Origin of the sequence: Azospirillum sp. TSH58 (assembly GCF_003119115.1) — a bacterium.
In the GTDB taxonomy this organism is placed as follows: domain Bacteria; phylum Pseudomonadota; class Alphaproteobacteria; order Azospirillales; family Azospirillaceae; genus Azospirillum.
The window spans coordinates 1,463,992-1,487,484 of the sequence record NZ_CP022367.1 but is presented as its reverse complement, the minus strand read 5'-3'; the positions used below and the strand labels follow the sequence as shown (position 1 = coordinate 1,487,484).

The following is a 23,493-nucleotide window of genomic DNA, read 5'->3' as shown; positions in this document are numbered from 1 at the left end:
CCCCGCCATGACCGACCGCCGCCTCTTCACCCGTAAGCTCGACCTCGCCCGCGGCACCGTGGACATGAGCCATGGATCGGGCGGCAAGGCCATGGCCCAGCTCGTGCGGGAGCTGTTCGCCGCTGCCTTCGCCAACCCGCTGCTCGACCAGGGCAACGATCAGGCGGCCTTCGACCCGCCCGCCGGGCGCATGGTGGTGACGACCGACGGCTTCGTCGTCTCCCCGCTGTTCTTTCCCGGCGGCGACATCGGGTCGCTGGCCGTGCATGGCACGGTGAACGACGTCGCCATGGCCGGGGCGGTGCCGCTCTACCTGACCGCCGGCTTCATCCTTGAGGAAGGCTTCCCGCTGGCCGACCTGAAGCGGCTGGTCGACAGCATGGCCGAAGCGGCGCGGGAGGCCGGGGTGTCCATCGTCACCGGCGACACCAAGGTGGTGGAGCGCGGCAAGGGCGACGGCGTCTTCATCACCACCACCGGCATCGGCGTGGTGCCCCCCGGCGTCGCCCCGTCCGGCGAGCGGGCGCGGCCCGGCGACGCGATCCTGGTCAGCGGCACCCTGGGCGACCATGGCGTCGCCATCATGTCCACCCGCGAGAATCTGAGCTTCGAGACGGACATCCGGTCGGACAGCGCGGCGCTGCACGGGCTGGTCGCCGGCATGGTCGCGGCGGTGCCGGACGTGCATGTGCTGCGCGACCCGACCCGCGGCGGTCTGGCGACGACGCTGAACGAGATCGCCCACCAGTCGGGAGTCGGCATGCTGCTGCGCGAGGCCGACATCCCGCTGAAGGCGGAGGTCGCGGCAGCCTGCGAACTCCTGGGGCTCGACCCGCTTTATGTCGCCAACGAGGGCAAGCTGATCGCCATCTGCGCGGCGGAGGACACGGAGCGCCTGCTGGCGGCCATGCGCGCCCATCCGTTGGGAAGCGAGGCCGCGGTCATCGGCACGGTGGTCGAGGACTCCCATCGCTTCGTGCAGATGGAAACGCGCTTCGGCGGCAAGCGCATCGTCGATTGGCTGTCCGGCGAGCAGCTTCCCCGCATCTGCTGAGCCTCCGCTTTTGTCGAAAGAGGCACCCCGTCGGCTCCAGCGCCGCCGTTCGGCGTACCGCGATGGAACTGCGGCGGATCATCCCGGCCGGGGGACCCCGGACGCGCCTCACGCGTTGCCTCCCCCGGAAGGCGGTCGTGTTTCCGCCAGCCGAATTGTGAGTACGGGGGATCGATGGGTATTCCGCAGTCCATCCAGTTGGGTGCTGCACCGCTGGAGCCGGCGACGCTTGCCGGCACGGCGTCCGCCGCGGACCTGGTCGCGCGCTTGCCGGCCATGGAACCGCTGCACCGCAACCGGGTGAAACGGGCCTTCGACCTCGTGGGTGCGGTCGGGCTGATCCTGTTCTTCGGACCGCTGATGCTGATCGTCGGGCTGCTCATCACGCTGGACGGTGGCCCGGCGGTGTTCGGTCACCGGCGCATCGGGACCGAGGGACGCGACTTCACCTGCTGGAAATTCCGCTCCATGGTGGTCAACGCGCCGGAGGTCTTCGAGAAGCTGATCGAATCCGACCCGGAGGCCCGTGCGGAGTGGGAGGCCACGCGCAAGCTGCGCAACGATCCCCGCATCACCTGGATCGGCCGCTTCCTGCGCCGCACCAGCCTGGACGAGCTGCCGCAGCTCTTCAACGTCCTGACGGGCGACATGAGCCTGGTCGGCCCGCGCCCCATCGTGCAGGAGGAGGTCGCGCGCTATCACGTCTGCTTCCCCTTCTACACGCGCTGCCGCCCCGGACTGACCGGGCTGTGGCAGGTCAGCGGACGCAACGACGTGGATTATGGCCAGCGCGTCCAGCTCGACACCGCCTATCTGCTGGGCTGGAGCCTGTGGGGCGACATCCGCATCCTGCTGCGCACGGTCGGCGTGATGCTCAGCGGAAAAGGTGCCTATTAAGGCGTAGAATCCCCGCGCCGCCGCCCTCCCCCGCCCGGAGAGTGGCGGCGCGGCGGGTGGAGACATATATCCTATCCTGCGCGAGGCGACGGGCCCCGCGGCACCAGGGGGCAGGATTTGAGATTGCCCGGTCAACGTGCTAGGTTGCGGATGGACGACCGGCGGGTCCGGCCGGATGGCCGTGTTCCGCCGTACGAACGCACATATGGACCGGCCTTCGACGTCCGGCAGGCGAAACCCCTGGTACAATAAGGCTTGCAGTCGCGTTGATGGCTTTGATTCCGCCGGCCGGGCCGGCCTGTCAAGAGGGGCGCAGGATGGCGAAACTGCTGGCGGCGCTGTTGCTGCTGATGGTGGCGATGGGACCCGCCTGCGCGGTGGTGCCCGCATCCCGCGCGGACACCAGCATCGCGCTGGACCATTACCGGCAGGAATTCGCGAAGGCCAAGGGCACCTCCTCCCTCCCCTCCCCGGCGGACCGCAACTATCTCCTCTTTTCCGACGTCCTGCGCCGCGTGCTGGCCGAACATGTGAAGCCGGGCACCCCGCAGGCCCTGGTCGAAAAGGCCGTCGCCGGCCTCCAGAAGAAGAAGAAGGAGGAGCCGGGGGCCACCGACCGGGTGCTGACCGAGGCGGCCCTGGACGCCATGCTCACCTCCCTCGACCCTTATTCGGCCTTCCTCGACTCCGAGCATTTCCGCTACATGCGGGAGCAGACCCAGGGCGAGTTCGGCGGGCTGGGCATCGAGGTGACGATGGACGAGGACAGCGGCCTGATCCGCGTCGTGTCGCCCATCGACGGCTCGCCCGCCGCCCGCGCCGGCCTGCGCACCGGCGACCTGATCGCCCGCATCGACGAGGCTCAGGTCAAGGGCATGAACCTGCGCGACGCGGTGGCGCGCATGCGCGGCCCGGTCGGCACCTCCGTCGCCCTGACCATGCGCCGCAACGGCGGGACCAGCGGCAACGGCGGCCCCGACGCGCCGTTCCGCGTGTCGCTGACCCGCGCGATCGTGAAGATCCAGCCCGTCCGCTACCGGCTGGAGGGTGACGTCGCCTACATCCGCATCGCCGCCTTCAACCAGCAGACCTCGCACGCGCTGGACGACGCGGTGGAGGACATGCGTCGGCAGGCCCACGGGCGTCTCGCCGGTGCGGTGCTCGACCTGCGCAACAACCCCGGCGGCCTGCTCGATCAGGCGGTGAACGTCGCCGACCGCTTCCTGGAGGCGGTGGACATCGTGTCGGTGCGCGGCCGCGATCCCGACGAGAACCGCCGCTACACCGGCACGCCGGGCGATCTGCTGGCCGGCCTGCCCATCGTCCTGCTGATCAACAGCGGGTCAGCCTCAGCGTCGGAGATCGTGGCGGGCGCCCTGCAGGACCACAGCCGGGCGCTGCTGTTCGGCACGCGCAGCTACGGCAAGGGGTCGGTGCAGACCATCTCGTCGCTGTCCGGCGACATCGGCATCCGTCTGACCACGGCGCGCTACTTCCGCCCGTCCGGCGGGCTGGTCGACTGCTTCGGCGTGTCGCCGAACCTGGAGATCAAGCCGGCCAACGACAACAGCGAGGAAACCCACCCCGACCCGGCGACCTGCGACCCGCACGCCACCCCGCCGCCGCCGCCGCGCGCCTGGCGGATCGAGGATCTGTGCCCGGACGTGGCCGCCGCCCCGTCGAAGCCGGACGCCGACCGTCCGCTGGACTGCGCCGTCGCCGCCATCCGCACCCGCCTGATGGGCACGCTGATCGGGCGGCCGTAAAAGCCGCCCCCCCCCACGAGATCAAAGACGGGATCGAAGACGGGATCAAAACAAAAAAAGCCCGCCGCTCCACTGGAACGGCGGGCTTTTTCTTTGTGCCCCGCGCACCGTCGCGCACCTTATGGGCGGATCACGACGGTGATGGGAATGGTGCTGCTTCCGCGACCGGACGTGCGGGGATGGGTCCGCCCCGCCCCCACCCGGCTGTTCGACGTCAGACCACTTCGACGCGCTGCGCTTCCGGACCCTTGACGCCCTGGCGGACGGTCACCCGCACCTGCTCGCCGTCGGCGAGCACGTCCAGGCCCGAACGCTCCAGAGCGCGGATGTGGACGAAGATGTCCTTGCCGCCGGTGGACGGGGCGATGAAGCCGAAGCCCTTGGACACGTTGAACCACTTCACGGTGCCGTCGACCGTCTCCTCGGCGCCGCCGCCGTAGCTGCTGCCACCGCCGTAGCCGCCGCCGTAGCTGTCGCTGCGCGGAGCGCGCGCCGCCGGGCGCGGGGACTCGCTGGCGGTCGAGGTGTCGACGTCGTGGATGGTGGCGACCTGCGGGCCCTTCGGGCCGCGGGACAGGTCACAGGTGATGGTGGCACCCTCGGGCAGGCTGTCGTGTCCGCAGAACTGCAGAACCGTGGAATGCAGGAAGGCATCCGGCGAACCGTCTTCGGGCGTGACGAAGCCGAAGCCCTTGGTCGCGTTGAACCACTTGACGGTGGCGCGGATGTTGCGCTGGGTGATCTCGGGAGCGCGGAAGCTGTTGCGCTGCGGACGGTCGAACATACGTGGTCTCATCTGTCGTGATAGGCCATGCCCCAACCGGCGGAACATGGCCCCCCGAAGATGATCCGTTCCGCAGCGCTTTTCAATTGAGATCGCGCGCGCCGGAAAGAAAGATTCGGCCAAAACACGGCCGAAGGCCGCCCGGGGGTCACCGGGCGACCAAAAATATCGCAATTGCTGCGAGAATCGGCGGATTGCCGGTCAAGAGCGGCCCCTCAGGACTGTTCCCTCAAGCCTGCGCCGTCAGGCCGCCCCGCAGCACTTCTTGTACTTCTTGCCGCTGCCGCAGGGGCAGGGATCGTTCCGCCCGACCTTGGGACCGCTGCGCGGACGGGCGCCCAGCGTGCCGTCCACATAGTACCAGCGGCCGTCCCGCCGGGTGAAGCGGCTGGTCTCGTGATGCTTCTGCGGCTTGCCGTTCATGGTGAAGTGGGCGACGAACTCGACCACGCCATCCTCGTCCTGCGCCCCGCCGGCCTCGGTGCTGCGGACCTCGAGTCCGGTCCACTGGCTGTTGGCGGCCCAGGTCTCGATCTCCTTGCGGTCGAAGTCCTCGCGGGTCTCCGGCAGCAGGGTCTCCTGCAGGTAATCGATCCTCCCGCAGGCAAAGGCCGAATAGCGCGACCGCATCAGCGCTTCGGCGGTCGGCGCCGGCGCGCTGCCGTCCAGGTAGGGGCCGCAGCAGGCGTCCAGGGGCTTGCCGGAACGGCAGGGGCATTCGGTGGTGGCGGTGGTGGTCATGACTTCCGGCCTCTCGATTTGAGGGCGCCATGCATAGCGCAGCCGGCGGCCTCCGCCAAGCGTCACGGCCGCCACACACCACCCACGGCAAATTCGCCTGAAGCGGATCGGCATTCGCGCTAAACTCCATGGAACGCGGGCTGGCGGCCCGGAGCGCCCGGAGCTATGGAACCGGTGATGACGAGACGCGGACCCGACCTTCCCACGCGGCGCATCGCCGCGGACACCGTGCTGATCCGCCAGGGCGAGGCCGGGGACTGCGCGTGGCTGATCCAGTCGGGCGAGCTGGAGGTCCTGCTGGACGGCCCGGACGGCCCGCGCCGCCTGGGCAGCGTCGGCGCCAACGCCATCGTCGGGGAGATGGCCCTGCTGGACGACGGGCTGCGCAGCGCCACGGTGCGCGCCCTGACCAGCGTCGAGGCGGTGGAACTGTCGCGCGAGACCTTCCGCGCGCTGCGCGGCCGCTGCCCGCCGCTGGCCTCCTACCTGCTGGAAAGCCTCGTCGCCGCGATCCGCCGCAGCTACGGCCTGTCCCAGCCCGAGCGGCAGGAGGGCGGCGCCGCGATCCGCGCCTCCGATTCCTTCGCCACGGTGGCGGACCGGCGCATGTTCCGCAGCGGCCACAGCTTCTTCCGCCAGGGGGACGAGGGAACGGCGGCCTACCTGATCCAGTCCGGCTCGGTCGGCGTTCGGCGCGACGGGGCCGACCTCGGCGTTCTGGGGCCGGGGCGCATCTTCGGGGAGTTGGCCCTCCTCGCCAACCGGCCGCGCGCCGCCACCGTCGTTGCGCTGGAGGCCACGGTCTGCGAAATCATCCGCAAGGACCAGTTCGCCAAAGCCATCGAGACGATGCCGCCCATCCTGCGCTCGCTGACGCGCATCTACATCGAGCAACTGTCCGGCGGACGGTTCCTGCCCCACCACGCCGAACCCGCAAGAACCGACTCTCCATGACATCCAAGACCACCACCAAAGCCGTCCGCGTCAAGGTCCCCCGCCCGCAGCCCGACCTGTCCTTCGAAACCGCGCTGGGCCAGGGGCGGCTGGTCTGCGGCATCGACGAGGTGGGGCGCGGCCCGCTCGCCGGCCCGGTGGTCACCGCCGCCGTGGTGCTGCCGGCGGGCGGCCTGCCCGACGCCCTGGCCCGCGCCATCAACGACAGCAAGGCGCTGAGCCTGCGCGCCCGCGAGGCGCTGGAGCCGGAGATCCGCGCCCACGCCCTGGCCGTCGCCCTGGCCGAGGCGTCCGCCGCCGAGATCGACGCCCTCAACATCCACAAGGCCACGCTGCTGGCCATGAAGCGCGCCTACGAGGCGCTGCCCGGCGAGCCGCCCGCCGTCGCGCTGATCGACGGGAAGTTCAAGCCGGACCTGTCCTGCCTGATGGAGGCCATCGTCAAGGGCGACGGGCGCAGCCAGTCGATCGCCGCGGCCTCCATCGTCGCCAAGGTGGCGCGCGACCGCGAGATGATGCGGCTGGCGGAGCTTCACCCGGAATACGGCTGGGACCGCAACGCCGGCTACCCGACGCCGGAGCATCTGGAGGCGCTGCGCCGCCACGGCGTGACGCCCCACCACCGAGTCACTTTTGCACCAGTCCGCGCCCAAATCGAACGGGCCGGCTGACCGCCGCGATTCCGGCACAAGAAATCAGTTGACGGCGACTCGGCGGCGAATCATTGTCCCAACGACTGATTCGCTGTTTTGGTTTCGTCAATGCTCCCCCTGAACAAAATTCTCGTGGGCGATTGCATCGCCCTCATGAATGAAATGCCGGCTGAATCGGTAGACCTTGTCTTTGCCGATCCGCCTTATAACCTCCAGCTGGGGGGCGAACTCTTGCGTCCGAACCACTCCCGTGTTGACGGAGTGGAAGAGGACTGGGACAAGTTCGAGGATTTCGAGACCTACGACCGCTTCACGCGGGACTGGCTCGCCGCGGCCCGCCGCATCCTGAAGCCCGAGGGATCGTTGTGGGTGATCGGCAGCTACCACAACATCTTCCGTGTCGGCGCCACGCTGCAGAATCTGGGCTTCTGGATTCTGAACGACATCGTGTGGCGCAAGACCAACCCGATGCCGAACTTCCGCGGCACGCGCTTCGCCAACGCGCATGAGACCATGATCTGGGCCTCGCGCGAGAAGGATGCCCGCTACCGCTTCAACTACGACGCCATGAAGGCGCTGAACGACGACCTGCAGATGCGCAGCGACTGGCTGCTGCCGATCTGCAACGGCGCGGAGCGCCTGCGCGACGAGGACGGCCGCAAGGCCCACCCGACGCAGAAGCCGGAATCGCTTCTCTACCGCGTCATCCTGTCCTCCTCCCGCCCCGGCGACACGGTGCTGGACCCCTTCTTCGGCACCGGCACCACCGGTGCCGTGGCGAAGCGGCTGGGCCGCAACTGGATCGGGCTGGAACGCGACCCGACCTACGCCAAGGCCGCCACCGCCCGCATCGAGGCGGTGGAGGAGGCGCCCGACGCCGCCGTCCTGGACACGCCGCCGAAGCGGTCGGCCCCGCGCATTCCCTTCGGCTGGGTGGTGGAGCGCGGTCTGCTCCGTCCGGGCACCACGCTGTTCGACCATCGCCGCCGCGTGGCCGCCCGCGTGCGCGCCGACGGCACGCTGATCGGGTCCGGCCCGCGCGGCGACCATCGCGGGTCCATCCATCAGGTGGGGGCCGCGATGGCCGGCCTGCCGGCCTGCAACGGCTGGACCTTCTGGCACTACGAGGATGGCGGCGATCTGCGTCCCATCGACGTGCTGCGCGAGCGCATCCGCTCCGAAGCCTCCGCCTGATTTTCGGCACCGAACGTGAACCGGGGCGGCCGTTGACGCCGCTCCGTTCCCGCAAGTTCGGCATCGGAGCCCTTCACCGATCGCCGCCCGCATGCCTTGGCAGGACGGGGACGGCGTGATAGGCGTGTGCGCCATGAACAAGCTCTTCGCCACCGTCACCGCTCCGGCGCCCCGTTCGGCCCCGGCGGCGCTTTCCACCCGTTGCTTCGTGCGCGATCTGGTCATGGATGCGCTGATCGGCGTCTATGCCCACGAGCGGATCAAGCCGCAGCGCATCCGCCTGAGCCTCGACCTGGAGATCGCCGCCCCCGGCGTCACCGGCGAGGACATGGCGGCGGTGGTGAAGGGGCTGGTCAGCCAGGGCCACGTCACCCTGATCGAAACGCTGGCCGAACGGATCGCCGAGCGCTGCCTGTCCGACGAGCGGATCGCCAGCGTCAAGGTGCGGGTGGAGAAGCTGGACGTGTTCCCGGACGCCGCCAGCGTCGGCGTCGAGATCGAGCGCGCCCGGGCCTGACCCGTCAGGCGGGTTCCGTCTCCTCCGCCGCGACGCGGCCGGCCGTGACGGCGGCAGATGGAATGGTGGCCGGCGCGCCGGATGACGCGGCCAATGGCAGATGGATGGTGAATCGGCAGCCGGCCCCCGGCTGAGACGCCACGGCGATGCGCCCGCCCAGAGTCCCCGTGACGATGTCGTAGACGATGTGCAGGCCGAGCCCGCTGCCGCCCTCGGCGCGGCGCGTGGTGAAGAAGGGCTCGAAGATGCGCTCGATCTGGTCCGGCGGAATGCCGCGGCCATCGTCGGCGACGTCCAGCACGACGCTCGTCGCGCCGGCGTGAGGCGGACCGCCGGTGCGCACGGTGATGGCGACGGTGCCGGGCGCATCGGGCCGGAAGGCGTGCAGCAGCGCGTTGATGACCAGATTCGACACGACCTGCGACAGGGCGCCGGGATAGCTGTCCATGACCAGCCCGTCCGGACAGTCCAGCGTCACCCGATGCCCGGTGCCCTTCAGTTGCGGGGCCAAGCTGCCGAGCACGCCGTCGAGATAGCCGCGCAGCTCGAACGGACGCCGCGCCTCCGACGCCCGGTCCACGGCCACCTGCTTGACGCTCTCCACCAGGGTGCAGGCGCGCTCCAGGTTGGTCAGGATGATGGAGGCCCCCTCCTCGACCCGGTCCACGAACTCCTCCAGATCGCGGCGGCGCAGTTGCCCATCGGTCATGCCGGTCTTGAACTGCCGTGCCTGCTCGGCAAGATGGCTGGTGGCGGTCACGCCAAGTCCGACGGGCGTGCTGATCTCATGCGCCGCCCCAGCCACCAGGGCCCCCAGCGACGCCAGCTTCTCCGCCTGGATCAGGCTCCTTTGCGTCCGGTGGAGATCGTGCAGCGCGCGTTCCGCCTCCTCCTTCGCGGCGAACAAAGTCTTTTCGGCGTATTTGCGCGCGGAGATGTCGCGAAGCGCCACGAACAGCGAGTCCACGCCGTCGTGATCCATCGCCATCGCCGACAGCGCGCCCCAGAAGGGACGTCCCTCGGCGGTTATCACCCGCGTTTCGATGTCGGGTAGCCGCCCGCGTCGGCGCACAGCGTCGGCGATCCCCTCCCAGTCTCCCGGCGCCTCCAGGAAACCCGGCATCGCCCGGTCCAGCAGGGCGGAGCCGGTGGTCTCCAGAAGGTCCGCGCTGGGCGCGTTGGCGAACAGGATGCGCCCGTCGGTGCGCCGCGCGATGACGATGGGAAAGGGCGAGGACTGGAGAATGGCGCTCAGCCGCCCCTCGTTCGCCCGCGACGCCGCGGCTTGGCGCCGCAACGCGCCGAACGCCCCGGCCAAACGCTCGACCGCCGCCCCGATGCGCCCGAACTCCTCCAGCGAGGCGGGCGGTGGCGCCACGGTTTCCGGTGTTTCCCGCAAGGCGTCCAGCGTGTCGCCGAGGCGCAGGAGCGGAGCCGCCACATGGCGCAGCAGCAGCGCCGTCACGCCACCCAGCAGCAGGATGACCGCCGCTCCCCCCACCAACCCGACCCACCATCCGCGCCCGCCATCGGTGGCAATGTGGTCCATCATGCCGAGCGCGGTGATGGCCGCGTCGCTCGGCAGGCTGGCGGCCAGCACTTCCAACGGTCGACGGGCAAGATCGCCGTCCGCCCGGACCTGGGCCAGCACGGACAGGCGGCCGCGCTGCAGGCCGGTCACCGCGCGCGCCGACGCGAAGCGGTCCAGGACGATGGCGAGGCGGTTGGGCTGCGCCGCCGGCCCCGTCCTCATGCTGGAGAGGCTGTCCAGGAGGCTTTGCTGGTTGCGCAGCCGCTCAAGGACCTCGACGTCCAGCAGCGCGAGCTGGTCCGCCGTTTCGCCGGCCGCCGCCAGCCCGTAGAGCCGGCGCAGGTGGTACAGGTTGCTGAGAAAGGCGTAGTCCTGGACCGCCTTGTCCGGCTCCGCCAGCAGTGCCGTGGCCTCGGCCAGCGCGTCGTCCACCCCGGCCAGCTGCTCGCCGATGCTGGCGGACAGCGCGTCGAGCAGGTCGGCACGAAGGTTGCCGCGCCGCAAGGCGTTCATCGTCTGGTCGAGCTTGTCGAGCGCGCCGGCGTCCAGCACCCGGGCGAACCGGCCGGCCAACGCCTCCGCCTCGTCCAGGGCGGCGGCGCGGCGGGTTCGGTCGCGGCTGTTGAGGATCACCTCGGCCAGCCGGCCCAGGTCCGCAACGGCCAAGGCGTCGCGGTGCTGGGCGCCGGCGCGCGGCATGATGGCGGTGCGCGCCTCCTCCGCGATGCCGACGATGCCGAGGAAGGTCGATCCGACCACCGCCGTCAGCGCCCCCAAAGACAGCACGGCGATGGCGGCCAGGGTCATCGCCACGCCCCGCAGACGGGGTTTGCGCCCACGGCGGCCGGCCGCAGCTACCGCCGCCGCCGATGGATAGTCGGGAGGGCAGTCCGCACCACAGGCGACGGCTCGTCCGGCGACCGCCGCACCGGCCGCCGCCACGATGTCCGCGACCGCGAAGTCACCCGGCTCCACCGGCTTCCGATTGCCCATCCCACCGTCCCCGAGCACCATGAAGGACGCCGCGCGCTTGAAGGAACACCCCAGACGAAGCGATCCCAATGCGTTTTGCACGCTGCGGTAAGGTAGCCCGATCCGGCTTCATTCCTCCAGACGATTTTCCAAAATTCGGAGCCGTCGAGCCCTGGCGCTTATAAATTATCCGCAAGGATAACCGAGTGCGGCGCCGGAAGAGCGGCAATCTCCTGGATGAGTTTCTGCCGGAGGGCCTCGACAAAACTGCCGCGGTCCATCGCCGTCTTCACGAATGCATTCATGCCGCCGACGACGTTTTCCTGGTAGTACTCTTCCAGCCAGGGGAACTCGTCGAGAATGGCCAGGGCGTTGATGGTGATCCCCTGCCGCTCGACCCGGTCGCGGACGCCCGCGGGGTCCGGGCCGCTGTTGGAAAAGCCGTTCGACACGATGTCGATGACCTTGCGCGCGGCGTCGAAGCCGTTGCCGGCGAACAGCTTCGCCGACTCCTCGATGGCGTTGCCCAGCGCCGTGGAGTCCCCCTGGAAACCGCGCGGCGCCTTGTCGATCCGGGTCGCGAAGGCGCCCACCTCCTCAGCGCTGGTCAGGGGAGTCCAGGGCACCAGGACGCGCAGGCTGTGCGGGCCGGAGAAGACCACCAGGGTCGCCGCCACGCCGCCCGCGGTCACCGCGTCGCGGACGTCCGGATCGCGGAAGGCCGCGGCGTGGCCCTGCAACTGGAATTCCAGATCCCCGTCGGTGATGGAGGCCGACCCGTCCACGGCCAGAACCAGTTCCAGGGCGACGCGGCGTCCGGCGGGGGTCGGAACCGTCTTCGCCTTGGGCTCCGCCTTTAAGGAGGGCTCCGCCCGCAGGGGCCCGGCAAGCCATGTCCCGGCCAGGAAGGCCGGCAGGGCCAGGATCGTCCGCCGCCTCATATCGCTCCTTCCACCTTCCGTTCATGCGTGCGCCCCGTTCATGCGTGAGCCAGGGCGTGGCGCACCACCTTCATCATGACGGAGGGAAGGGCCTGACCGCCCAGCCGGTCCACCGGAACCCACAGCCCCTCGGCCATCCGCCAGTTGTCGCCGGCCTTGGCCGCGACGACCTCAAGGTCGAGGTGAAAATGGCTGAAAGTATGGCGGACCACGCCCGGCAGCCGGCGCCAGGACAAATCCAGCGGCGCCGCCGCGGCGATGTCCGCCTCGGTCGGCGCGTGGCCGGCCCAGGGGGTGGAGGGCACCTCGGTCATGCCGCCCAGCAGCCCCTCCTCCGCCCGGCGGCGCAGCAGAACGGCGCCCTCCGGGTTCAGCAGCCAGAAGGCGACGCCGCGCCGGGTCGGCTTGTCCGCCTTGGCGGCCTTGCGGGGAAGCTGCTCCTGGATGCCGGCGGCGCGGGCGGCGCACCAGTCCGACCAGGGGCAGAGCATGCATTTCGGCTTGCGCGGCGTGCAGACCGTGGCGCCGAGATCCATCATCGCCTGGGCGTAGTCGCCGGGCCGTTCGTCCGGCGTCAGGAGGGCGGCCAGCGCCCGCAGCTTGGGCTTCACGCCGGGAAGCGGCTCCTCGACGGCGAACACGCGGGAGACCACCCGCTCGACGTTGCCGTCCACCACCGTCGCCTTGTGGCCGAAGGCGATGGCGGTGATCGCCGCCGCGGTGTAGGCGCCGACGCCCGGAAGTTCCAGCAGGGCCACCTCCTTGTCGGGGAAGCGCCCTGCCCGCTCCGTCGCCACCACCTGCGCGCATTTGTGCAGGTTGCGCGCCCGCGCGTAGTAGCCGAGCCCGGCCCAGGCCACCAGCACGTCGTCCAGCGGCGCCGCCGCGAGATCGCGCACCGTCGGCCAGCGTTCGGTGAAGGCGCGGAAATAGGGTGCGGCGGCGGGCACCGTGGTCTGCTGCAGCATGATCTCCGACAGCCAGACCCGGTAGGGATCGGCGACCTCCCCCGGCTTGGCGCGCCAGGGCAGGTCGCGGCGGTTGTGATCGTACCAGGAGAGCAGCCGGGAGGCGGCGTCCCTGGGGGCGTCCCGAGGGGAGTCCTTGGAGGCGGTGTGGGGAGGCGTCGTCATGGCGGCAAGACATAGGGCGAACCCGGACGCTGATAAAGGGCTGCCGATGAAGGGGCACCCGCGGGGGCGCTGGCGAAGTCCCGCCCGCTTGCGCTAGGGTGCGCGGACCATCACCAGGAAGCCCTGACATGAACGGACCGCGGCGAATCGGCCAGACCGTCCCCGAGGTGGCCGGCAAGGCGCTGGGCAAGCGCGGGCTGGCCTTCGGCTCGCTCATCAACGACTGGCCGTCCATCGTCGGCCACCAGCTGAGCCTGCGCACCGCCCCCGACAAGCTGAGCTTCCCCCGCGGCAAGCGGGAGGACGCCGTCCTGCACATCCGCGCCATGGGCGCCATCGCGCTGGAGCTTCAGCATCTGGAACCGCAGATCGTGGAGCGGATCAACAGCTTCTTCGGCTACCGCGCGGTGGCGAAGATCAAGCTGATCCACGCCGCCCCTGTGACCATACAGAAGCCGGTGGCGCGCCCGCGCGACCTGACCATGGACGAGGAGCTGTCGGTGATGACCACCGCCGCGACGGTGGAGGACGAGGAGTTGCGGGCCACGCTGGAACGTTTCGGGCGGTCGCTGCTGGCCCGCCCGCGTCCGGCGCCGCGCCGCCGCTGACCATTGCGCGATACCCCCTGGGGCGGGAGCCGGCTCGGGCTGGGCCATACTCTTGCCGCAAAAGGGGAGTTTCGATTATACCATCAACATCTGGTAGGGATGAGGCCAAAGTGAACCGCAACCTTTTGGGCATCGTTGCTCTGATCGCGGTCGGCATGACGCTGATCATCGGGCTCGCCGTCGCCGGCTCCCGGCCGTCGAACGGGCAGACCCTGCCCGTGCAGACGGCACCGGTGCAGACGGCGCAGGCTCCCGCCCCCTCGACCGCCGATCTTCTGGCGGACCGGGTGCTCGGCAACCCCAACGCGCCGGTGACGATCCTCGACTATTCGTCGATGACCTGCCCGCATTGCGCCGCCTTCCACACCGAGACGCTGCCGAAGATCAAGGAAGCCTACATCGACACCGGCAAGGCCAAGCTGATCTTCCGCGACTTCCCCTTCGACCAGGCGGCGCTGCGCGCCTCCATGCTGGCCCGCTGCGCCCCGGCGGAGCGCTACTACCCGCTGCTCGACGTGCTGTTCAAGAGCCAGGGCCAGTGGAGCCGCGCCGCCGACCCGGTCAAGGCGCTGGCGCAGTACGGCAAGCTCGCCGGCATGAGCGAGCAGGTCATCAACGCCTGTCTGGCCAACCAGGCGCTGGCCGACGGGATCCTGCAGAGCCGTCTGGTCGGCCAGGACAAGTACAAGGTGGAGGCCACCCCGACCTTCGTCCTCAACGAGGGCGCGGCCACCATCAGCGGCGCGCAGTCCTTCGAGACCTTCGCCGCCGCCATCGACAAGCTGGTGAAGTAAGGACCGGGCAGAAGGCTTCGATCCCGTGCACTTCACGCGCCTCCGCCTGTCCGGCTTCAAGTCGTTCGTCGACGCCACCGATCTGGTGATCGAGCCGGGCATGACCGGCATCGTCGGCCCCAACGGCTGCGGCAAGTCGAATCTGGTGGAGGCGCTGCGCTGGGTGATGGGGGAAACCTCCGCCAAGCGCATGCGCGGCGACGACATGGACGACGTCATCTTCGGCGGCACGGCCAATCGTCCAGCGCGCAATCTGGGCGAGGTCGCCCTTCTCATCGACAACCGCACGCGCACCGCCCCCGCCGGCTTCAACGAGCACGACGAGCTGGAGGTGACGCGGCGGATCGAGCGCGGCAACGGCTCCGACTACCGCATCAACGGCAAGCTGGTGCGCGCCCGCGACGTCCAGCTCCTCTTCGCCGACAACGCCTCGGGCGCCGCCTCCCCGGCGCTGGTCAGCCAGGGCAAGGTCGGCCAGATCATCAACGCCAAGCCGCAGGACCGCCGCATGCTGCTGGAGGAGGCGGCGGGCATCACCGGCCTGCACTCCCGCCGGCACGAGGCGGAGCTGCGGCTGAAGGCGGCCGAAAGCAACCTCATGCGCCTCGACGACGTGATCGGGGCCATGGACACCCAGCTTCAGAGCCTGAAGAAGCAGGCCCGGCAGGCCGGCCGCTACCGCAACCTATCGGAACAGATCCGCAAGGCGGAAGCCGTGCTCTGGCACCTGCGCTGGATCGTCCACGAGGGCGAACTGGCCCGCGCCCGCAGCGCCTTCGCCAAGGCCGAGGGCGCGGTGCGGGAGCTGATGCTGGCGGTGACCCAGCTGACCACCCGCCGCACCGACGACGCCGCCGGCCTGCCGGAGAAGCGTCAGGCCGAAGCGGCCGCCGCCGCCGCCCTGCAACGGCTGGTCATCGCCAAGGAGCAGCTCGACGCCGAGGAGAAGCGGGTCGCCGAACAACAGCGCGCCCTGCTCTCCCGCCTGCAGCAGATCGCCGGCGACCTCGGCCGCGAGGAGGCTCTGGCCGCCGACGCCGGGGACGCCCTGGCCCGGCTGGAGGCCGAACGCGACCGCCTGCTGGAAGCCCAGGCCGACGAGGAGATGCTGGAGGAGGCCGCGCGCGAAGCGCTGGCCGACGCGCGGGAGGCTGTGGAGACGCTCGACCGCGAGCTGACCCGCCTGACCGAGCAGACCGCCGCCGACGAGGCCCGCCGCGCCGCCACCCAGCGGCAGGTCGCTGATTTTGAAACGCGGGCTTCCGGTCTCGCCAGACGTCTCGCCGAGCAGCAGGCGCAGCGCGACACGCTGGAACGCGAGATCGTCGCCCACGCCGATGTCGCCGAATCCGAATTGGCCGTCGAGCTGGCCGAACAGCGGCTGGAGGACGCCCGCGAGACCGCCGAACGGGCCGAGCGCGCCAAGACCGACGCCGAACCCGCCCAGGCCCGCGCCCGCGAGTCCCTGCAGGCCGCCGAATCCGCCCGCGCCAAGCTGAAGGCGGAGGAGAAGGCGCTGGCCGAGTTGCTCTCCGCCGGGGCCGGCGACCTGTTCCCGCCGCTGGTCGACGCGGTGACCGTCGCCCCCGGCTATGAAGGCGCCCTGGCCGCGGCGCTGGGCGACGCCCTGACCGCTCCGCTCGACGAGGCCGCCCCGATCCACTGGCGTCCTCTGCCGCCCTATCCCACCGCCGCTCCCCTGCCCGCCGGGGCCGAGCCGCTGGCCGACCGCGTCCAGGGACCGAAGGCCGCCGCCCGCGCCCTGTCGCACATCGGCGTGGTGGCCGACGACGCGGCGGGCGCCGCCCTGGCCGCCGGTCTCGCACCCGGCCAGACCCTGGTCAGCCGCGACGGCGGGGCGTGGCGCTGGGATGGGCTGACCGTCCAGGCCGGCGCGCCGACCGCCGCCGCCGTCCGCCTGAAGCAGCGCAACCGCCTGAACGAGCTGCGCGGCGAGCTGGACCTCGCCGACGAGCGGCTGGAGGTCGCCCGCGACGCCCTGGACGAGGCCAAGCGCGCCGTCGAGGAGGCCGCCCAGGCCGACCGCCGCGCCCGCGACGCGGTGCGCGAGGCCTTCGCCGGGGTGACCGCCGCCCGCGACCGCCACGCCAAGCTGGCCCGCGAGGCCGACGCCGCCGCGTCGAAGCTGGCGGCGCTGGTGGAGGGCATCGCGCGGCTGGAGACCGATCGGCAGGAGGCCGAGGCCGCCCTGGAGGCGGCGCGGGAGCTGCTGGACGCCCTGCCCGACCCGCGCGAGGGCCGCGACGCCGTCAACGACCGCCGCGCCACCCTGGCCGAGCACCGCGCCGTCCTCGCCGAAAAGCAGAACGCGCTGGACCGCCTGACCCGCGAGGCGCAGTCCCGCCGCCAGCGTCTGGCCACCATCCAGCAGGACGTCGCCTCCTGGGGCACCCGCTCCGCCGGGGCGGGCGGGCGGGTGGCCGAGTTGAGGGAGCGCGCCGCCGCCGCCGAAACCGACCTCGCCCAGCTGCAAAGCCGCCCTGCGGCGATCGAGGCCGACCGGCAGGCCCTGCTCGGCCGGATCAGCGAGGCCGAGCGCGCCCGCAAGCGCGCCGCCGACGCCCTGGCCGAAGCCGAGAACCGGCTGGCGGAGACCGAAAAGCAGCTGAAGCAGGCCGAATCCGGGCTTGCCGACGCCCGCGAGGCCCGCGCCCACGCCGAGGCGGCCGTGTCCGCGGCGCTGCAGAACGGCCAGACCCTGACGGAGCGCATCGCCGAGCGGCTGAACTGCCGCCCCGAGCAGACCCGTGCCGCCGCCGATCTCCCCCCCGACGAGGCGATGCCCGACGTGGCGGTCGTGGAATCGCGCCTCGACAAGCTGACCCGCGAGCGGGAGAACATGGGGCCGGTGAACCTGCGCGCCGAGATCGAGGCGGCGGAGCTGGAGACGCAGATCGGCACGCTGCAGACCGAGCGCGAGGATCTGGTCAGCGCCATCGCCCGCCTGCGCCAGGGCATCGCCAGCCTGAACCGCGAGGCGCGGGAGCGTCTGGTCGCCTCCTTCGACACCGTGAACCGCAATTTCCAGGAGCTGTTCATCCGCCTGTTCGGTGGCGGCAAGGCGCATCTGGAGCTGGTCAACGCCGAGGACCCGCTGCAGGCCGGGCTGGAGATCTACGCCAGCCCGCCGGGCAAGAAGCTGCAGGTGCTGTCGCTGCTGTCCGGCGGCGAGCAGGCCCTGACCGCGCTGTCGCTGCTGTTCGCCGTCTTCCGCTCCAACCCCGCGCCGATCTGCGTGCTGGACGAGGTCGACGCCCCGCTGGACGAGGCCAACGTCGGGCGCTTCTGCGATCTGGTCGAGGACATCGCGCGGGAAGGCAACACCCGCTTCCTCATCATCACCCACCACCGCCTGACCATGGCCCGCGTGGACCGGCTGTTCGGCGTGACCATGGTCGAACGCGGCGTCTCGCAGCTGGTCAGCGTGGACCTGCAGAAGGCCGAGGAGCTGCGCGGGGCGGCCTGATCACCCGCTCCGGTTATGGTGCGAACCCAACTTCGTAAAGAACCGGCCGATGATCCGACTTGATTGATGGCAAAACTTTGATTATTTTGCAACTGACGTCGCTGCCATGAATGGCATAGTCAAGTGTTCCTCCACTGTTTTGGGTTGGTTTATTCGGCGAGCATATCTTCGTATATTCTTCTAGAGATCGCCCATTTTCCAGATTTTCCTTTAAAATATCACTAGATAATGATGGTTCGTAATTGAAATCACCAACCGCTATCCATTTTTTATCGTGCATCTCGATCATGCTTTTTATTAAATTTTTAATGTATTTCGCCTTCTTTGTATCTTTATTTGATGCTGGCGCATGAACTGAATAAACTGGCAGACCGTAGTAAGTCAAACCAAGAACTGGTCTGTGGTAAATACTTTCTGTTATGTGTATATTCCTATCATCTCCATACACCTTATCCTTGTCTTTGCACATTATTCCAATAGAGCATCTGGAGTTTTCCCTCAAATCAACCACTCCATTCCACGATTCCAGCAGATCATCATAACTACTTTTTTCCCACTTCTTCATTTGATGCTCAACATAATCCTTCTTTTCTTTATCCTGATAAACAGAGCTTTGATCGTACACCGTCTCTATAAATAATTTTATTCTCTTAAGGTATTTTTTTGCGTCTCTACGCCGCCAATCACAATGGAACCTTTTATAGGATTCCAAGAATGTTGTTTCATGAAGGCCCCCAGCCTCCTGAACGCAGAAAATATCAATTAGATTTTTTACATATTCAATAACTTTATCGTCATAATATTTCTCGTAGACATTATAATTTTTGTTTAAATTTTCAAATATACTATAGAATAATTCTGACACCTTATCCCTATCCCATCCAAATGTATTATATCCACAAACCACCATTTTTCTAAGTTCAGCAGAATTCTCTATCTCGATCTTGGTTCCGCTATCATACTTATTGTTCAGTGCAACGGATTCGCTCCTGTTTCTTGAGCCAGATACACCGGCAGCAAAAACTTTATCCATTCCAACAACTCCCATGTCCATCTAGCATTGATGAGAGTCTTTATGCTATGACCAAGCCGTGGCATTGATGAACGTTTATTTTTATTATTTTTCTTCACACGATTTTTTGGAAAATCAAACAATACGCACGTTGAAAGGGCCGACGGCGAGAAGGCGATTGCGTTCGGCAGCCGCCCGGTTAGTTTGTCCAGGAGATCGCGCTTCTTCCGAGCGAAAAACGGAAAAAACGGGCTGGAGTATGATGGAACGGGTGGATTTCCTGATCGTCGGCGGCGGCATGGCCGGGGCCTCGGCGGCCTATGAGCTGGCGGCGCACGGCAGCGTCATCGTGCTGGAGCGCGAGAGCCAGCCCGGCTACCACTCCACCGGCCGCTCGGCGGCGCTCTACACCCAGACCTACGGGCATCCGGTGGTCCGCGCGCTGACGGTGGCGAGCTGGGATTTCTACACCAACCCGCCGGAAGGCTTTTCGGAGCATCCGCTTCTCACGCCGCGCGGCGTCCTGCTGATCGGGCGGGGCGACCAGACCGCGGCGCTCGACCGCGACTTTGCCGAAGGGCGCCGTCTGACCCCGACCGTCGAGCGCCTCGGCCGCGCCGAGACGCTGGCCCGCGCGCCCTTCCTGAACCCGGATTACGTGGACGGCGCGGTGTGGGAGCCGGAGGCCATGGACATGGACGTCCACGCCATCCACGGCGGCTACCTGCGCGGGCTGAAGGCGCGCGGCGGCCGGCTGGTCACCGACGCCGGGGTGACCGCTCTGGAGCGGCGCGACGGACTGTGGATCGCCGCCACCCCGGCGGGCGCCTTCGCCGCCCCGGTGCTGGTCAACGCGGCGGGCGCCTGGGCCGATGGTCTGGCGGGCATGGCCGGGGTGCGCCCCGTCGGGCTGGTGCCGAAGCGGCGCACCGCCCTCACCTTTGATCCGGTGTTCGCCGACCCGGCGGACGCGGCGGGACTCGCCGGCTGGCCGATGACCATCGATGTGGACGAACAGTTCTACATGAAGCCGGAATCGGGCCGGCTGCTGCTCTCCCCCGCCGACGAGACGCCGGTGGAGCCCTGCGACGTGCAACCGGAGGAGTTGGACATCGCCGTCGCCATCGACCGCATGGAACAGGCGGTCCGCTTCTCCGTTCGACGGATCACGCACAAATGGGCGGGCCTGCGCAGCTTCGTCGCCGACAAGGTGATGGTGGTGGGCTACGACGAGTCCGCGGACGGCTTCTTCTGGCTGGCCGGCCAGGGCGGCTACGGCATCCAGACGGCGCCGGCCATGGGCCGCACCGCCGCGGCGCTGGCGACCGGATGCGGCCTGCCGCCGGAGGTCGCGGCGCTCGGTGTGCGTGTGGAGGATCTGGCGTCGGCCCGGCTGCGGCGCCCCTGACGGGAGACACGGCGATGCGCGGGACGATGACGGAAAGCGGTTTCGGTGCGGTTCTTCTGGCCGGCGGTCTTCTGGTTGGCGGCCTTCTGGGCGGCTGCGCCAACCCGGCCGCCGATCAGGCGATGGTCGCGCAGAACGCGCTGATCGGCATGCCGAAGCAGACGCTGCTGTCCTGCGCCGGGGTTCCGGAACGGCAGGCCGCCGCCGGGGACCGGGAATTCTTCACCTACCGCAGCAACCGCCTGATTTCCTACCCGTCCTGGGGCGGCTACGGCGGCTACTGGGGCTACCCCTACGGCGGCTGGGGCGGCTACGGCTCCGACGTGACCAGCGTCGACTGCGAGGCGACCTTCACCCTGCACAATGGCGTGGTGGAACGCATTGTCTATGGCGGGTCGTCCAGCGGCGGCAGCCGACTCGGCCAATGCTACGCGATCGTACAAAACTGCCTGGCGCAAGTCCCTTCACAGTCACCACAACCCGCCATGGCCCCAGCGCGTTAAGAGTTCCAGTCCATGCGACAACTCGTCGCTGTTGCAAAGCCGCCTCACTATGACGTTTTGGTTGAGGCGGCATAGCAACCCCACAAAAACTCTGGTAATACATCTCCAGGCATCAAGCCAAAAAAACGACATCAGCTAATTCTGCCCTGGAGCGAATCCCATGACTTTCCTGAAGCGCGCCGCCGCCGCCCTGCTGGCGACCACGGCTCTTGCCGCCGTTTCCTCCCCGTCGCTGGCCCAGGATTTCAAGGGCAAGTCCGCCGGTGACATCCTGGTGCGCGCGCGCGCCCTGGCCGTGATCCCGCAGGAGTCGGGCGACCTGATCCACCAGGGCGCCACCAACATCGGCGAGCCGCGGATCAACAACGACTACATCCCGGAACTCGACTTCTCCTACTTCGTCACGGACAACATCGCTCTCGAGCTGATCGCCGGCACCAGCCGCCACACCGTCAAGGGCTCGATCCTGCCGGGTCTGGGCGGCTCCGTGGATGTGGGCAAGGTTTCGCTGCTGCCGCCGACCCTGACCGCGCAGTACCACTTCTTCCCGAAGGAGCGCGTCAGCCCGTATGTCGGCGCCGGCGTCAACTACACCCTGTTCTACCGCGAGGACGCCGCCAACAAGGCGAACGGCATCGGCCTGCGCATCGTTGACACCGACTACGAGAACCGCTTCGGCTGGGCTCTGCAGGCCGGTGTGGACGTCGCCCTGACCGGCAACTGGTCGCTGAACCTCGACGTGAAGAAGATCTTCCTGAAGACCGACGTCACGGCGCAGACCAACCTGGGCACCACCGTCCGTTCGGACGTCAAGATCGACCCGTGGCTGGTCGGCCTGGGCATCGGCTACCGCTTCTAATCGGCAACTCCGGGGCCTCCTACGGGAAGCCCTGCGAAAGCTGAGTTTCAGGCCGGCTACTCCGAAAGGAGTATCCGGCCTGTTCCTTTTTGCGACTTCCTAGAGAGGCGACAGTGGGTGAGCATTCCCTTTCGTGAATCCGCGCGGGAGGAAGCACAACCATGCACATTGCCGCCGTCTTGAAAAGGAAGGGCACGGAGATCATCACCGCCAGTCCGGACGACCGGATCGACGCGGTCGCCCGCAAGCTCGCCCATCACAAAATCGGTGCCGTCCTGGTGATGAAGGACGACGGCCGGCCCGCCGGAATCCTGTCGGAACGCGACATTGTCCGCGCCGTGGCCGCGGATGGAGCCGCCGCCCTGGAGCGGCCCGTCGGCGACCTGATGACCCGCGACCTCGTCACCGGAAGCCCGTCCGACACGGTGTCCCAGATCATGGGCGTCATGACCCAGCGCCGCATCCGTCATCTGCCGATCCTGGAGGACGGCGAACTCGTCGGGCTGGTCAGCATCGGCGACATCGTGAAGGCACGGCTGGACGACGCGGAACTGGAGGTCGAGTCCCTGCGCGGCTACGTCGCCGGGATGGGCTGAGCCCCACCCCACCGCCCTGCAAACGAAAACGCCCGCGGACGATTCCGCGGGCGTTTTCAATGATGGGACGGTCGGGCGGTGAGGCCCGTTTGATCAGGCCGAGTGCGACTGCGGGAAGGCCATGGCGGCCTGGGTGCGGTTGCGCACACCCAGCGACTTGAAGATCGCCGTCATGTGGATCTTCACCGTGCCTTCGGACAGGCCCAGTTCGTGAGCGATCTGCTTGTTGGACTTGCCTTCGCGCAGGCGGTCCAGAACCTCGCGCTGACGCTGGGTCAGCAGATGGTCGAGCTGCGGGTCGCTGGGCGGGATGGCGCCGACGCGCACCTCGGCCTCCCCGGATTCGCGCAGCACGGTCGGCGGCACGTAGACGCCGCCGGAGAAGATGAGATCCAGCGCGCTGAGCATGATCTTCACGCTGGAGGATTTCGGGATGTAGCCTGCGGCGCCATGCTCCAGCGCGTCGCGGACGTCGTGATGCGCTTCGGACGCCGACACGACCACGACCTTGGAGTCGGGCTGCTTTCCCCGCAGGTCTTGGATGCCGGAGAAGCCGGGCCAACCGGGCATGCGCAGATCGGTCAGGACGAGGTCGTAAGTCTCGCCCTTGCCAGCCTTTTCCAGAAGCTCATCAAAATTGCTGGCTTCCTCAAAGCTGGCACCCTCCTTCAGCTGCTCCAGCAGCCTGCGCAATCCCTCCCGGAAAAGCACATGGTCGTCTCCGATCAGGATTTTCATCTGGTGGTGCCCCCGTACTCAGTGCTTTCAATGGTCCGAACGTACAGCCCTGACACAAGGCCAGTGTTCCGACCTTCAGTTTCGGAAAAAATGCAGGTCATTTTCAAGCATCATATGACCCAATTCCAAAAGGTATAGAAAGTCCTTATGCAGGGTAATGTCACATCAGACGTACCACGATTCGGTGGGGTTGGACAACCCGAATTTAACTTTTGTCCCATTGAAGGCTCCGAGCAATGGCATTGCTGCGCTACAGCAATATCCATTTCGCGCATCGTTCACACATGACGAAAGTGAGCACGAATGTATCAAGCCATAGGCTTGCTCATCAGAAAGAACCGTCGTTTTCGT

21 protein-coding genes are annotated in these 23,493 nt (G+C 68.1%); 14 read left to right on the top strand and 7 right to left on the bottom strand.

The annotated features are described in order from the left end of the window. Positions 1-7: 7 nt before the first annotated feature. The 3 genes from hypE to TSH58p_RS28155 all read left to right on the top strand — a co-directional run bounded on the left by hypE (position 8) and on the right by TSH58p_RS28155 (position 3,717). Positions 8-1,054, top strand: a complete 1,047-nt coding sequence (gene hypE, locus TSH58p_RS28165) for a hydrogenase expression/formation protein HypE (RefSeq protein WP_109068941.1) — start codon at positions 8-10, stop codon at positions 1,052-1,054. A 174-nt stretch (positions 1,055-1,228) separates the two neighbouring features. Further along, the gene (locus TSH58p_RS28160; RefSeq protein WP_109068868.1) at positions 1,229-1,951 is read left to right on the top strand and encodes a sugar transferase; all 723 of its coding nucleotides are present in this window, start codon (positions 1,229-1,231) and stop codon (positions 1,949-1,951) included. Between the two features lie 317 nt (positions 1,952-2,268). Then, the gene (locus tag TSH58p_RS28155) at positions 2,269-3,717 is read left to right on the top strand and encodes a S41 family peptidase (RefSeq protein WP_109068869.1); all 1,449 of its coding nucleotides are present in this window, start codon (positions 2,269-2,271) and stop codon (positions 3,715-3,717) included. 214 nt (positions 3,718-3,931) lie between these two features. Here the strand turns inward: TSH58p_RS28155 and TSH58p_RS28150 are convergent, their stop codons facing one another. Continuing rightward, positions 3,932-4,501 (bottom strand): cold-shock protein, encoded by a 570-nt coding sequence (locus TSH58p_RS28150; RefSeq protein WP_109068870.1) that lies wholly within the window; start codon positions 4,499-4,501, stop codon positions 3,932-3,934. A 243-nt stretch (positions 4,502-4,744) separates the two neighbouring features. Then, a complete protein-coding gene (locus TSH58p_RS28145; RefSeq protein ID WP_109068871.1) occupies positions 4,745-5,242 on the bottom strand; it encodes a YchJ family protein in 498 nt (165 codons plus the stop codon). A gap of 177 nt (positions 5,243-5,419) precedes the next feature. On the opposite strand from TSH58p_RS28145, the gene TSH58p_RS28140 reads away from it, so the two are divergent. The 4 genes from TSH58p_RS28140 (at position 5,420) to TSH58p_RS28125 (ending at position 8,560) form a co-directional block, all read left to right on the top strand. After that, complete coding sequence (locus TSH58p_RS28140) at positions 5,420-6,196, top strand: cyclic nucleotide-binding domain-containing protein (protein ID WP_247873896.1); 777 nt, start codon at positions 5,420-5,422, stop codon at positions 6,194-6,196. Beyond that, the gene (locus TSH58p_RS28135; protein ID WP_109068873.1) at positions 6,193-6,867 is read left to right on the top strand and encodes a ribonuclease HII; all 675 of its coding nucleotides are present in this window, start codon (positions 6,193-6,195) and stop codon (positions 6,865-6,867) included. Before TSH58p_RS28140 ends, TSH58p_RS28135 begins: the two co-directional genes overlap by 4 nt. A gap of 90 nt (positions 6,868-6,957) precedes the next feature. Next, positions 6,958-8,043, top strand: a complete 1,086-nt coding sequence (locus TSH58p_RS28130; protein ID WP_109068874.1) for a site-specific DNA-methyltransferase — start codon at positions 6,958-6,960, stop codon at positions 8,041-8,043. Between the two features lie 133 nt (positions 8,044-8,176). Continuing rightward, positions 8,177-8,560, top strand: a complete 384-nt coding sequence (locus tag TSH58p_RS28125; protein ID WP_247873897.1) for a dihydroneopterin aldolase — start codon at positions 8,177-8,179, stop codon at positions 8,558-8,560. A 4-nt stretch (positions 8,561-8,564) separates the two neighbouring features. Here TSH58p_RS28125 and TSH58p_RS28120 read toward each other — a convergent pair whose 3' ends face one another. The 3 genes from TSH58p_RS28120 to mutY form a co-directional block, all read right to left on the bottom strand. Continuing rightward, positions 8,565-11,084: a sensor histidine kinase gene (locus tag TSH58p_RS28120; protein WP_109068876.1), complete on the bottom strand. Its 2,520-nt coding sequence runs from the start codon at positions 11,082-11,084 to the stop codon at positions 8,565-8,567. Positions 11,085-11,242: 158 nt separating this feature from the next. Continuing rightward, positions 11,243-12,004, bottom strand: a complete 762-nt coding sequence (locus tag TSH58p_RS28115; RefSeq protein WP_109068877.1) for a DUF1194 domain-containing protein — start codon at positions 12,002-12,004, stop codon at positions 11,243-11,245. Positions 12,005-12,042: 38 nt separating this feature from the next. After that, on the bottom strand, positions 12,043-13,137 hold the full coding sequence (gene mutY / locus TSH58p_RS28110; RefSeq protein WP_109068878.1) for an A/G-specific adenine glycosylase: 1,095 nt from the start codon (positions 13,135-13,137) through the stop codon (positions 12,043-12,045). A gap of 128 nt (positions 13,138-13,265) precedes the next feature. Between mutY and TSH58p_RS28105 the strand changes: the two genes are divergently transcribed. The 3 genes from TSH58p_RS28105 to TSH58p_RS28095 all read left to right on the top strand — a co-directional run bounded on the left by TSH58p_RS28105 (position 13,266) and on the right by TSH58p_RS28095 (position 18,026). Beyond that, positions 13,266-13,745 carry a DUF721 domain-containing protein gene (locus TSH58p_RS28105; protein ID WP_109068879.1) on the top strand — a complete coding sequence of 160 codons (480 nt, stop codon included), beginning with the start codon at positions 13,266-13,268 and terminating at the stop codon, positions 13,743-13,745. A 110-nt stretch (positions 13,746-13,855) separates the two neighbouring features. Further along, positions 13,856-14,539, top strand: a complete 684-nt coding sequence (locus tag TSH58p_RS28100) for a DsbA family protein (protein WP_247873898.1) — start codon at positions 13,856-13,858, stop codon at positions 14,537-14,539. 25 nt (positions 14,540-14,564) lie between these two features. After that, positions 14,565-18,026: a chromosome segregation SMC family protein gene (locus TSH58p_RS28095; RefSeq protein WP_109068880.1), complete on the top strand. Its 3,462-nt coding sequence runs from the start codon at positions 14,565-14,567 to the stop codon at positions 18,024-18,026. Between the two features lie 13 nt (positions 18,027-18,039). Here the strand turns inward: TSH58p_RS28095 and TSH58p_RS33395 are convergent, their stop codons facing one another. Continuing rightward, positions 18,040-19,080 (bottom strand): endonuclease/exonuclease/phosphatase family protein, encoded by a 1,041-nt coding sequence (locus tag TSH58p_RS33395; protein ID WP_146205836.1) that lies wholly within the window; start codon positions 19,078-19,080, stop codon positions 18,040-18,042. Positions 19,081-19,300: 220 nt separating this feature from the next. Between TSH58p_RS33395 and TSH58p_RS28090 the strand changes: the two genes are divergently transcribed. The 4 genes from TSH58p_RS28090 to TSH58p_RS28075 all read left to right on the top strand — a co-directional run bounded on the left by TSH58p_RS28090 (position 19,301) and on the right by TSH58p_RS28075 (position 22,404). Further along, positions 19,301-20,446: an FAD-binding oxidoreductase gene (locus TSH58p_RS28090; RefSeq protein WP_109068943.1), complete on the top strand. Its 1,146-nt coding sequence runs from the start codon at positions 19,301-19,303 to the stop codon at positions 20,444-20,446. A 14-nt stretch (positions 20,447-20,460) separates the two neighbouring features. Continuing rightward, positions 20,461-20,949 carry a hypothetical protein gene (locus TSH58p_RS28085; RefSeq protein ID WP_109068881.1) on the top strand — a complete coding sequence of 163 codons (489 nt, stop codon included), beginning with the start codon at positions 20,461-20,463 and terminating at the stop codon, positions 20,947-20,949. A gap of 160 nt (positions 20,950-21,109) precedes the next feature. After that, positions 21,110-21,808: an OmpW family protein gene (locus tag TSH58p_RS28080; RefSeq protein WP_109068882.1), complete on the top strand. Its 699-nt coding sequence runs from the start codon at positions 21,110-21,112 to the stop codon at positions 21,806-21,808. A 161-nt stretch (positions 21,809-21,969) separates the two neighbouring features. Then, entirely contained in the window at positions 21,970-22,404 is a 435-nt protein-coding gene (locus TSH58p_RS28075) for a CBS domain-containing protein (protein WP_109068883.1), read from the top strand. Between the two features lie 93 nt (positions 22,405-22,497). Here the strand turns inward: TSH58p_RS28075 and TSH58p_RS28070 are convergent, their stop codons facing one another. After that, entirely contained in the window at positions 22,498-23,142 is a 645-nt protein-coding gene (locus TSH58p_RS28070; protein WP_014198344.1) for a response regulator transcription factor, read from the bottom strand. Positions 23,143-23,493 lie beyond the last annotated feature (351 nt).